General features: G+C 72.7%; 10 protein-coding genes and 1 pseudogene. 4 read left to right on the top strand and 7 right to left on the bottom strand.

Annotated elements, in window-relative coordinates; translation table 11 throughout:
* Positions 1 to 46: 46 nt before the first annotated feature.
* Complete coding sequence (locus tag ACFYMM_RS21190) at positions 47 to 1,234, bottom strand: glutamate--cysteine ligase (protein ID WP_388389053.1); 1,188 nt, start codon at positions 1,232 to 1,234, stop codon at positions 47 to 49.
* A gap of 211 nt (positions 1,235 to 1,445) precedes the next feature.
* Between ACFYMM_RS21190 and ACFYMM_RS21185 the strand changes: the two genes are divergently transcribed.
* Positions 1,446 to 2,732: a hypothetical protein gene (locus tag ACFYMM_RS21185; protein ID WP_388388727.1), complete on the top strand. Its 1,287-nt coding sequence runs from the start codon at positions 1,446 to 1,448 to the stop codon at positions 2,730 to 2,732.
* Here the strand turns inward: ACFYMM_RS21185 and ACFYMM_RS21180 are convergent.
* From ACFYMM_RS21180 to ACFYMM_RS21170, 3 genes are all read right to left on the bottom strand, one after another.
* Positions 2,716 to 4,500 (bottom strand): asparagine synthase-related protein, encoded by a 1,785-nt coding sequence (locus ACFYMM_RS21180; RefSeq protein ID WP_388388725.1) that lies wholly within the window; start codon positions 4,498 to 4,500, stop codon positions 2,716 to 2,718. The genes ACFYMM_RS21185 and ACFYMM_RS21180 overlap by 17 nt on opposite strands.
* 1 nt (position 4,501) lies before the next feature.
* The gene (locus ACFYMM_RS21175; protein WP_388388723.1) at positions 4,502 to 5,122 is read right to left on the bottom strand and encodes a lasso peptide biosynthesis B2 protein; all 621 of its coding nucleotides are present in this window, start codon (positions 5,120 to 5,122) and stop codon (positions 4,502 to 4,504) included.
* Positions 5,123 to 5,366: 244 nt separating this feature from the next.
* Complete coding sequence (locus ACFYMM_RS21170; RefSeq protein WP_388388721.1) at positions 5,367 to 6,236, bottom strand: helix-turn-helix domain-containing protein; 870 nt, start codon at positions 6,234 to 6,236, stop codon at positions 5,367 to 5,369.
* 172 nt (positions 6,237 to 6,408) lie between these two features.
* Here ACFYMM_RS21170 and ACFYMM_RS21165 point away from each other — a divergent pair, with 172 nt between their 5' ends.
* Positions 6,409 to 6,699 (top strand): tetratricopeptide repeat protein, encoded by a 291-nt coding sequence (locus tag ACFYMM_RS21165; RefSeq protein ID WP_388389051.1) that lies wholly within the window; start codon positions 6,409 to 6,411, stop codon positions 6,697 to 6,699.
* A gap of 1 nt (position 6,700) precedes the next feature.
* Here the strand turns inward: ACFYMM_RS21165 and ACFYMM_RS21160 are convergent.
* Positions 6,701 to 7,024, bottom strand: a pseudogene (locus tag ACFYMM_RS21160) (PepSY domain-containing protein); the annotation flags it as partial.
* 43 nt (positions 7,025 to 7,067) lie between these two features.
* On the opposite strand from ACFYMM_RS21160, the gene ACFYMM_RS21155 reads away from it, so the two are divergent.
* Positions 7,068 to 7,718 (top strand): peptide deformylase, encoded by a 651-nt coding sequence (locus tag ACFYMM_RS21155; RefSeq protein ID WP_388388719.1) that lies wholly within the window; start codon positions 7,068 to 7,070, stop codon positions 7,716 to 7,718.
* A 17-nt stretch (positions 7,719 to 7,735) separates the two neighbouring features.
* Here ACFYMM_RS21155 and ACFYMM_RS21150 read toward each other — a convergent pair whose 3' ends face one another.
* A complete protein-coding gene (locus ACFYMM_RS21150) occupies positions 7,736 to 9,166 on the bottom strand; it encodes a dihydrolipoyl dehydrogenase family protein (protein WP_388388718.1) in 1,431 nt (476 codons plus the stop codon).
* A gap of 138 nt (positions 9,167 to 9,304) precedes the next feature.
* Here ACFYMM_RS21150 and trxA point away from each other — a divergent pair, with 138 nt between their 5' ends.
* On the top strand, positions 9,305 to 9,685 hold the full coding sequence (trxA, locus tag ACFYMM_RS21145; RefSeq protein ID WP_388388716.1) for a thioredoxin: 381 nt from the start codon (positions 9,305 to 9,307) through the stop codon (positions 9,683 to 9,685).
* Between the two features lie 18 nt (positions 9,686 to 9,703).
* Here the strand turns inward: trxA and ACFYMM_RS21140 are convergent, their stop codons facing one another.
* The gene (locus ACFYMM_RS21140) at positions 9,704 to 11,140 is read right to left on the bottom strand and encodes an aldehyde dehydrogenase family protein (RefSeq protein ID WP_388388714.1); all 1,437 of its coding nucleotides are present in this window, start codon (positions 11,138 to 11,140) and stop codon (positions 9,704 to 9,706) included.
* Between the last annotated feature and the right edge of the window lie 54 nt (positions 11,141 to 11,194).

The raw sequence follows: 11,194 nt of genomic DNA, 5'->3' as shown, positions 1-11,194 counted from the left end.
TTCCACGTCCGCTCAGGTGGGCCGCCTCATGGCGTTCACCGGCCGGTCAGCGGCCGACGGCCTCCGGCGCCCCCGGGCCGGCGGAGGAGTCCGGGCCGCCCGTGACGAGGGGCCGGGCGAACCCGCGGACGAGTGGGGCCGGCCTGCGCTGTCCGCGCTCGCCGCGGGTCTCGGCGATCAGCATGTCGACGCAGGACAGCAGGTCCTCCTCCCGCGCGGCCCGGCGCATGCGCCGGGCGGCGCTTCCGTCGGCGAGCGCCGACTCCGTCAGCGCCCGGACGGTGGGCCAGTCTCCGTGGGCCTCCAGCGCGGGGCGCAGCCGTACGAGCAGCTTCCGCACTACCTGGCGCGCGGACGCCTCCCGGTGCGTCTCGGGGTCCACCAGCGAGCCTTCGAGGCCCGACCGGGCGGCGCGCCAGGAGGCGCCCCGCAGCCACTCGTGCCGGCCCGCGCACCCGGTCGTGCCCCGCGCGCGAAGCCGCTCGCGGGCCTGGGTCACCAGGGCGCGGAAGAGTCCGGCGATGAGTACGACGGTCTCCGCGCGCGGGCAGGCGTCGCAGATGCGCAGTTCCAGCGTCGGCAGATGGGCGGAGGGACGGACGTCGTAGTAGATCATCCCGGCGTCGTCGATGATCCCGGCCGCCACGAAGTCGCGCACCGCCGCGTCGTACTCGGCCGCGCCCGGGAAGCAGCCGGCCGGCCCCGCGGTGGGCCAGCGCTGCCACAGCATGGTGCGCCAGCTCGCGTACCCGGTGTCGGACCCCTGCCAGAACGGTGAGCTGGCGGAGATCGCCAGAAGTACCGGCAGCCAGGGCGAGACCAGGCACATGGCCCGTACGGCCGTGTCGCGGTCGGGCACGTCCACATGGACCTGGGCGCCGCAGATGAGCTGCTCGTCGGCGACCTTGCCGTACTCCTCGGCCATGTGGAGGTAGCGGGCGGCGGCGGTCGGGTTCGAGGCGGCGGCGGGGGCCAGGGGCGCCGTACCCGCGGCGAGCACGGCCAGCCCCAGCGAGGAGGCGACCGTGTCCAGCTGCCGTCTGGTCCGGGTGAGGTCGGTGTACAGGTCGTGCAGCGACGTGTGCACCGCGCTGTTCGACTCCACGGTGCACCGGTGCAGCTCGGTGGTGAACGTCCGCCTCGGCAGCCGTCGCAGGATCGCCTCGCCGCGCGGCACGAGCAGCCCGCTCTCCACCTCGATGACGTGGAACTCCTCCTCCACTCCGATGCACATGCTCACGGCGACTCCTCGGGCACTCGGCGGATGCGGCGCTGATGCTGGCTGCCGAGTTCCCCGGACACGGATCCGGAACCCCACCCCGCGCACGTGAGGCGCGTGCCCCACAGATGAGCAGGGGGGTGCACTTGCGGAGGCATCCGGATGGCGACGCAGTGGATCACCACGGACGATGGTGCTCGAGTCCGCGACTCCAGGAGGTGAGCACATGGGGATCCGGCCCACGTCACCGGCAACCTCGCGCGTCAGGGCGCAACGCGCCCTGGTGAAAAGAAAACGGACGCGGACATCCCTGGTCTCGCTCCTGCTGGTCCTCCTCCTGACGACCGTGACGCTGGGCTGTTTCGGGATCGAGGACTTCGGCCATGCGCTGACCTTCCCCGGCCGTATCACCGGTGCCGTCCTCATCTGCGTCTCGGTGGCCACGCTGCTGGGCGCCGCCGGGGCCCTGGACCACTGGTTCTGGAACAGCTTCCCCTACTCCGGGCTGGTGGCGCTGGTCGGCGCGTTCGCGGCCGTGCTGACGAACTTCCTGCTCCTGGCCGAGATCGTGAAGGGCGGCGATTCCGCGGCCTATCGCGCGCTGTTCTGTGCCCTCGCGGCGGGCTCGCTGTGGGCTGTCGTCGCGGTGTGGCGGACCTCGGTCGTGATCCCCGCCCCGAAGCGGGTGACGATGGCCCTGCTGGTCTCCTCCGTCCTCGCGATAGCCAACTTCGGGTACCAGAACCTCTACCAACCGTCCCAGCGCGAGGTCAGGCCGGTCATCAGGCTCGCGATGGGAAGTCCTGTGACGAGCAAGGACGGCAAGGCGTTCTCCCTACCGGTCGACATCACGGTCGAGAACCACAGCGATGTGGGCTTCTACGTGCTCGGCACGGAATTCCACGCCATGGGGGAACGGGTGCCGCTGAGCGCCAAGGACCGGCTTCGTCAGCAGTGGCGAGTCGATTCCGAGCAGTGGTCGAAATTCGAGGAGTACAATCCGGTCTCGCGCAGGGAGATCCACCAGCCCGGCGAGTTGGTGGACGCGCAGCCCTGGATGCCGTACGGACGGTGGATCGACGCCAGCGACACCTTCTCCTCCCGGGTGGTCGTGCAACTGCCCATGGACGCGCCGTACGACCAGGTGGCCTTCTACGCGAGCGCGAGTCTGGCGCGCAAGGACCGGATCACCCTGAGGAACCTGCATTTCAAGACGTACTCCTGGAATGACAGGCAGCTGCCCCGATGGGTCGAGCAGCAGAAGGACTGGGACTCCCTCGTTTTCCAGGGCGAGATCGACGAGAACAACGCGATCGATCAGCACACCAGGAACCGTCGTTACATGTTCGTGTATTGGCGCTTCGGCACGCATGGCGCGGGCATAGAGGAAGCCATCAGCACGCCCCACGGCAAGGACGCCTCCCTGGAGGAGGCGGAAGACCGGTACGGTGTTCGCGATGTCAAGATGGGCCCGGTCGAACGGACGCTCTGGGACATCAAGAGCCAGCGGTGACGTCCAGTCGTTCCAGCCACGCCACCAGCGCGAGCGAGCTGTTCAGACGGTCACAGGCGTACGCGTCCCCGGTACCGAGGCGAGCCTCGCCGATCGCCCGGCACAGGACGTCGATGTCGAACATCTGCGCTACGAGCGGATGGCGAGCGGAGCGGCACAGGTCGACGAGTTCGTCGCCGTGGGCCCGCAGGCCGCGGACGTAGAGCTGGTCGAAGGGGACCTTGACCGTCCGGCCGCGGATCCGGGGCGGGAGCAGATCCGCCATGGCCTCGCGCAGAACCGCCTTCGGACGGCCCGGCCGGCCGACGGCTTCCGCGGGCAGGGAGCGCATGGTGGCGACGACCTGCGGGTCGAGGAAGGGGTGTGACAGGAAGAAGCCGTCCTGTGGCGCGCGGTGCCAGGACAGCGGGTCGGGAGCGGCTACGTAGTTGGCGGCGTCGTAGAGCGCCTGTTCCGGTCTGCGGCCGAACGCGAAGCGGCTCTCCGCGACGCTGCTCTCGCGGTAGCCGTGGGCCCGCGCGAATCCGGGCCGCAGCCACGGGGGACGGGTGAAGTTCCCGAGGCCCCCGAGGACCGTCCCGGGGCGCAGGCGTGCCGTGACCCGTTCGGCCGCGAGCGGAAGCGCCGGCCGCACGACGTAGGCGTGGACGACGTCCCGCACTCCCCGTTCGCCGCCCGCGGCCCAGGCACGTGCCTGCCTCGTCATCTCCCTGAGTTGTCCCGTGCGGGCCAGTCTGTGCAGGTGGAGCGGGTTGCCGTCGACGATCGGATCGGCTCCGCAGCCCGTCAGCAGGGTGTCGCAGTCCAGATCCGCCGCGGCGGTGTGCAGCCTGCTCCAGAACGGGGCGCGGAAGGCGTGCGCATGGGGCTCGTCCGAGTCCCCCGCATGGTGCTGGAAGTCGTCGAAGTCGGCCACGTCGTCGGCATCGACGATCACCGTGCGGGCCGCGGGCGCCTGTCGGCGGATCTCGTCCATCGCCTCGTCGAGGTACGGCCGTTCCGCGGCCAGTTCTCCGTCGCAGAAGCGCCCGGCGAGCAGGACGAGTTCCCCGGGCGGGCACCGTCCCATGGCGAGCAGGTGGGCCGCGAGCAACGCGACGCTGGTGGAGTCGGTGCCGCCGGAGACATGGCATGCCGTCCTTCTGCCCACGCGGCGCCCGACGGCGTTCTCCAGGGCGAGGCGCAGGTCCCCGGCCGCCCGGTCGAGGCGGATTCCGTCCGGGGGCGGGGCCTGCGGGGCGTCGGCCCGAGGGTCGCGCGGCGGCACCCGTCGGCGTATCCGCCCGGTGGGCGACAGTTCCACCACCTCGCCGCCGAGGATCCGGTGCACCCCGGTGAACGGGGTGAGTTCCGAGTGCGGTTGCGCCAGGTTGCCGGTGAGATACCGGCAGAAGTAGCGGGGTTCCGGTTCCGCGCCGTCGGCCAGGGCGCGGGCGGACGTACTCACCGCGATCGCCCGGCCGCCGGACTCCCTGAGGAACAGGGGGATGCGGGCCTGCTCGTCCCGCATCACGAGGACGCGGTCTCGGCACACCAGCACCGCCGCGTAGTCGCCGGCCGGCGGGGGCGGTACCGGTCCCGGCCCGGCGAAGTCGTCGAGGAGGGCGCGGGCGCCCTCCACCCGGTCGCGGAAGGAGCCGGCCCAGCCGACGACCGCGGCGGTGCCGGCCCGTGAGGAGACCGTGGTGACGAGTCCCCGGCGGGCCATGGCCCCGTTCGTCCGGAGCGTCGGCGCGCCCCGCGCCCACTCGACCCGGAGCGCCTCCATGTCACCGCCCCGCGCGGCTTATCGAGAGAACAGGCGTGAAGGCGTGCCCGCGCGGATCGGCGTCGGGGATGCACAGGCCGCCGCTGGACGTCCAGGCGTGCAGGGCGAACGGATGCTCGCGGACACCGACGTGCAGCACGGCGTCCAGACCGCTCCGCCGAAGCAGGAGGAACGCGGTCACGGCCGCGGACTTGCAGTCGTCGTCGAGCAGCCAGCTTCCGCGGCTGTGGGACTGCACGGCCCGTTTCAGCCGTGCGACGTCCTCGGGGCCGGGCGGATCAGCCCGGGCGTAGTCGGGGACGGCCAGGGTCAGGAGCCGAAGGGCCCGTCCGAACCCCATGGTCCGGATCAGCAGGTGCACCCCACGCAGCCAGAGTCCCACCTCGGTGTCCGTACGGTGCCTTCGGCGGGTCCTCGCACACCCCGCACGCATGAGACCGGTGACGACTTCGGCGCGTTCCTCGGGGCTTCCGTCGGTGAACTTGCGGACATCCGCCGTCGTCATTCCGAGAAAACGCGTCCGCCGCCAATCGGCGATCAGCGCTCCGTCGGACATCCGGGTGACACGGCAATGCGGTGACAGGATCTCCGCCACGGCTTCCAGGGCTTCGTCCGCTGCCACCGCGCATTCCTCCAAGAATCCGGGGGAAGAGTGTCAGGACTGTTGCCCGTGACCGTCGTAGAGGCCGCCGCTGAAGCCCCGGATCAGGCGGCTGTTGCCGAGAAGGACAAGCCCATGCGGTTTCCGCGGCCGCCGCAGCAATCGGAGAAACATCGCATACCTCCCATTCGGGCATGGTCAGACCGTTCCAGCGTAAGCGCGCCGACCGCCCTCGGCACCTCGCCGCCGCAGGGCACACGGCCGGTCAGGCGGCCCCGTCCAGGCCTTCGCCCGCCGGGCCGGCCGCGGCGGCCAGCGAACGCAGGGCCTCGTAGGTCGGGCTGCCGGGTTCGGCGGTCCACACGACGAGTTGCTGCCCGGGATCCTCGGCGCAGACGAACGTCGATCGCTCGAACGTCAGGTCGCCCACCACCGGATGCCGGAGCAGCCGGGCACCGCCGGCCCGCACGGCGACGTCGTGCGAGGTCCACCACAGCCGGAACTGCGGATCCAGCGCGGACAGCTCTTCGACCAGCGCCGTCAGCCGAGGGTCGTGCGGGTGCCGCCTGCTGTCCATGCGCAGGTGGGACACGGCCAGTCGGGCCATGTCCGCCCAGTCCCGGTACAGCTCGCGGATGGCGGGCTCGGTGAACAGCAGGCGTAGGTAGTTGCGCTCCTTCTCGGGGACGCGCTCGAAGTCCATGACCAGAGCGGCGGCCATGGCGTTCCACGCCAGCAGGTCGGTGTTGCGTCCGATGACGAACCCCGCCGTCAGGGTGAGGTCGTCGAGGAGGTGCCGCATGGTCGGCTGCACGTCCTGCCGAGTGGTTGCGCCGGCAGCGGGCGAGGCGGCCTTCCCCGCCAGGGTCAGGACGTACTCGCGCTGATCACCGTCGAGGCGGAGCGCCTCGGCGAGGGCGTCGAGGACGGCCGCCGACGCCTGGACACGGCCCTGTTCGAGCCGGGTGTAGTAATCGGTGCTGATGGCGACCAGCCGGGCGACTTCCGCACGGCGCAGCCCGGGGACACGCCGGGGGGCACCGGTGTCGGGCAGCCCGGCCTCGCCGGGGCTCAGCTGTGCGCGGCGCGCCCTGAGGAAGGCTCCCAGTTCGTCCAGGCTCGGGTCGCGTCGCACAGCACCAGCCTCGCACAGCCCCGGCTCCGCACAGCGAGCACTCCGAGAAGTAGTGGAATATTGAACCACCTGGTCGGGTTGTCGGCCTCGAAGGAGGTCACCAGTGGAGACCCGAGGGGACACGACGTACTACGACCAGGGAAGCGCGGCCGAGCGCTGGGAGCGCGCGCGGATGTTCTTCGACGCCGAGGACTACGCGGGCGCGGCACGGGTGCTGACCGGGCTGGTCGCGGAGGTGCCGGAGCAGACCGGGCCACGGCTGCTGCTGGCGCGGGCCTACTACCACTCGGCCCAACTGCGGCGCGCGGAAGCGGAGTTGCGGCTCATCGTCGAGCGTGACCCGGTGGAACACTACGCCCGGCTGATGCTGGGCCGCACCCTCCAGCGGCAGGCGCGGCACGAGGAGGCCCGGCCGCACCTGCGCATCGCCTCGGCCCTCGCGGGCGACTTCACCGAGGAATGAGTCACGCCCGGCCGGTGCCGCTTCCGTAGCGGCGCCGGCCGCGTCGGTGGGCGATCTCACCGAGGACGACGTCGACGGCGAGGAAGGCGGCGAGCGGGATGCCGGGCAGCGGCACGAACCAGCCGAGTACCGCGATCGCCGCCAGCGCCGGGACCAGGAGGTACGGCGGCACCTGCGCCCAGGCGCCGCGCGGGACCGGCCGGCCGAAGGCGGTGCCCCGGCCGCGCTGCCACCACATGCGGTAGCCCCACACGATCAGCAGGATCAGGGCGAGCGCGAGCAGGGCGAGGGCGATCTGGTTGACGAGCCCGAAAGTGACCCGTGTCACAGGTGCCGGGGTGGCCGGGCCGCCGTGGCATGCTGGCGCGATGGCACCTCCCAGCGATCGCGCGCCCCTCGCCCTCGCCGAGCGGGTCGAGGAACTCCTCGCCGCAGGCGGCCCGTTGCCCATCGTCGCGGCCGGCGACCCGGTCCTCAGGCGCGGCACCGAGCGGTACGACGGTCAGCTGGCGCCCGCCCTGCTGGCCCGCTTCGTGGAGGCCCTGCGGGTCACCATGCACGCGGCCCCCGGCGTCGGCCTCGCCGCTCCGCAGGTCGGCGTTCCGCTGCGGATCGCGGTGATCGAGGACCCGGCGCCGGTGCCCCCGGAGGTGGCGCTGGCCCGGGGGCGGACGCCCCAGCCGTTCCGGGTGCTGGTCAACCCCTCCTACGAGCCGGTCGGCACCGCCCGCGCGGCGTTCTTCGAGGGCTGTCTGAGCGTCCCGGGCTGGCAGGCGGTCGTCGCCCGGCCCGCCGAGGTCCGCCTGCGTGCCGAGGACGAGCACGGCCGGCCGCTGGACGAGGTGTTCGCCGGCTGGCCCGCCCGCATCGTCCAGCACGAGACGGACCACCTCGACGGTCTGCTCTATCTGGACCGCGCCGAACTGCGCTCCCTGTCCTCCAACGAGACGGCGGCCGGGCGCTGGGCCCAGCCGACACCGGAGCGGGCCGCCGAGCAGCTGGGGTTCGAGCTGCCGTAACGGCCCGCCGGACGGGATCAGTTGTCCCGGTACGCCTCCAGCAGCCGCAGCCACACCTCGCTCAGGGTCGGGTAGGAGGGGACCGCGTGCCACAGGCGGGCGACCGGGACGCGGCCGGTGACCGCGACCGTCGCCGAGTGGATCAGTTCGCCGACGCCGGGGCCGACGAAGGTGACACCCCGCAGGATCTCCTCCTCCAGGTCGACGACCATGCGGGCGCGGCCCCGGTAGCCCTCGGCGTACAGGCCCGCCCCGGCGACCGAGGAGAACTCGACGTCGACGGCACGGACGCGGTGGCCGGCCTGTTCGGCCTCGGCGAGGGAGAGGCCGACGGCGGCGGCCTCCGGATCGGTGAACACGACCTGGGGTACGGCGTCGTGGTCGGCGGTGGCGGCGTGGGCGCCCCAGGAGTCGTCCTGGAGGGGGCCGCCGGCGGCGCGGGCGGCGATGGCGGCGCCCGCGATCCGGGCCTGGTACTTGCCCTGGTGGGTGAGGAGGGCGCGGTGGTTGACGTCGCCGACCGCGTAAAGCCAGTCGGTGCCGGTGACGCGGAGGCTGTCGTCCACGGACAGCCAGGAGCCCGGTTCCAGGCCGACGGTGTCGAGGCCGAGGTCGTCGGTCTGCGGGGCACGGCCGGTGGCGAAGAGGATCTCGTCGGCCTCGAAGCGGTCGCCGGTGCCGGTGACGGCCACCACAGCGCCGTTCTCGCGGGTCACCGACTCGACGGAGGTGCCGGTGCGGACGTCGGTGCCCGCTTCGGCGAGCGCCTCGGCGACCAGTTCACCGGCGAACGGCTCCATGCGGGGCAGCAGGCCCTTGCCCCGGACCAGCAGGGTGACCTGGGAGCCGAGGGCCTGCCAGGCGGTGGCCATCTCGGTGGCGACGACACCGCCGCCGACGACGAGGAGCCGGCCGGGCGCCGCCTTGGCGCTGGTGGCCTCGCGGCTGGTCCAGGGCCGGACCTCGGCGAGGCCGGGCAGGTCGGGCAGCTGGGCGCGGGTCCCGGTGGCGACGGCGACGGCATGCCGGGCGGTGAGGGTCGTGACCTCGCCGTCGGGGCCGGTCACGGTGACCGTGCGCTCCCCGGCGAGGCGGCCGTGGCCGCGGTAGAGGTCGGCGCCGATGCCGTCCAGCCAGCCGACCTGGCCGTCGTCCTTCCAGTGCGAGGTGTACTCGTCCCGGCGGGCCAGGACCGCGGGGGTGTCCAGGGGGCCCTGGACCGCCTGGCGCAGACCGGGCAGGCGGCGGGCGTCGGCGCGGGCGATGACCGGTCGCAGCAGGGCCTTGCTGGGCATGCAGGCCCAGTACGAGCACTCGCCGCCGACCAGTTCGCTCTCCACGACCGCGGTGGACAGGCCGGCCGCGCGGGTGCGGTCGGCGACGTTCTCCCCCACGGGCCCGGCCCCGAGCACCACGACGTCGTACGTGTTGGTTTCCGTTTCCGTCATGGGGCCAGTCTGGTGGGTCGTGTGCGCCGCGGCCACATGGGTAGGCGGCCGGAATACGCATCCGAGGGGCCTTGTTGTGCCGACGGCTTCGCCCACCACACCGGGAAGCCCCCCACATCAGGAAGAGGGAATCACGCGATGAGCAGCACCGTGGAGCTGACCAAGGAGAACTTCGACCGGACGGTCACGGAGAATCCCTTCGTCCTGATCGATTTCTGGGCGTCCTGGTGCGGGCCGTGCACCCAGTTCGCGCCGGTGTACGAGAAGGCCGCCGAGGCCAACCCCGATCTGGTCTTCGGCAAGGTGGACACCGAGGCCCAGCCGGAGCTGGCGCAGGCCTTCGGGATCCAGTCCATCCCGACGCTGATGATCGTCCGCGACCAGGTCGCCGTGTTCGCCCAGCCGGGCGCGCTGCCCGAGTCCGCCCTCACGGACGTCATCGGGCAGGCCCGGAAGCTGGACATGGACGAGGTCCGCCGGAACATCGCCGCACAGCAGGACGGCGCCCAGGCGGAGTGACGCCCGCCGGCGGAGGGCTCAGAAGGGGTACGGCGCCACGTCCGCGCGTACCGTCGTCCAGCGCACGTCGGTGAAGGCCTCCAGGTTGGCGTCGCCGCCGAAGCGGGCGCCGGTGCCGGACGCGGCGACCCCGCCGAAGGGCGCCACGGCCTCGTCGTTCACGGTCTGGTCGTTGATGTGGACGATGCCGGTGGGGATCCGCTCGGCGAGGTCCAGGCCGCGCGCCGCGTCCCGGGTGACGATGCCCAGGGAGAGCCCGTAGGCGCTGTCCGCCGCGAGCGCGGCCGCCTCGTCGGCGGTGGTGAAGGAGCGGACGGGCGCGACCGGGCCGAAGACCTCGTCGGCGTAGGCGGGGGTGTGGTCGTCCACGCCGGCGAGCACGGTCGGCCGGTAGAAGAGGTTCTCGTAGGTGCCGCCCGCGGCGAGTTTCGCGCCGTGGGCGGCGCTCGTCTCCACCAGGCCGTGGATCTTGGCGAGTTGGCCGGCGTCGATGACGGGGCCCAGGTGGACCTGGTCGCGGTGCGGGTCGCCGACGGCGAGCGAGTCGGCCTTGGCGGCGAGCCGTTCGACGTACTCCTCGTACAGGGAGGCGTGCACCAGGTGGCGGCCGGTCGTCATGCAGATCTGGCCCTGGTGGAAGAACGAGCCCCAGGCGGCGGTGGAGATCACCGCGTCCAGGTCGGCGTCCTCCAGTACGACCAGCGCGGAGTTGCCGCCCAGTTCGAGGTGGGCGCGCTTGAGGTGGCGGCCGGCCGCCTCGCCGACGGCGCGGCCCGCCGCCGTGGAGCCGGTGAAGGAGATGACCGGCACCCGCGGGTCCTCGACCAGGGCGGAGCCGGTGTCCGCGCCGCCCGGCAGCACGTGCAGAAGGCCGTCGGGCAGACCGGCCGCGGCGAGGACGGCGGCCAGGGACAGTCCGCCGCAGACGGCGGTGCGCGGGTCCGGCTTGAGGACGACCGCGTTGCCGAGGGCGAGGGCCGGGGCGACGGAGCGGATGGAGAGGATCAGCGGGGCGTTGAACGGGGAGATCACGCCGACGACGCCGACCGGGACCCGGCGGGTGTACGACAGCCGGGGCGCCTCGCTGGGCAGCACCTGGCCGGCCGGGCGGGAGGCGAGGGCGGCGGCCTCGTAGCACTCCTGGGCGGCGACGTGCAGTTCGAAGTCGGCCTTGCCGGGGACGGAGCCGGACTCGCGGACGATCCACTCGCGCAGTTCGCCGGCGTGCGCGGTGAACAGGTCACCGGCCCTGCGCAGGACCTGGGCGCGGACGAAGTGGGGTGCGCGGGCCCAGTCGCGCTGGGCGGCACCGGCCGCCCGGGCGGCCGGCTCGACGTCCTGGGGCGCGGCGAGGGTGACGGTGCCGAGCGGGTCGCCGGTGGCGGGCTCGGTGACGGTGTACTCGGCACCCGACAGGCCGCCGGGCTGCCAGGTCTTCGGGTCGAGCAACGGCATGACGGCTCTCCGTTCACCGGGGGAAGTGCGTTTCGTTGAGCCCGCAACATCCTA

It is taken from the genome of Streptomyces sp. NPDC006739 (assembly GCF_042869815.1).
Classification (GTDB): Bacteria; Actinomycetota; Actinomycetes; order Streptomycetales; family Streptomycetaceae; genus Streptomyces.
The sequence above is the reverse complement of the archived record's forward strand: the minus strand, read 5'-3'. Positions and strand labels throughout refer to the sequence as shown.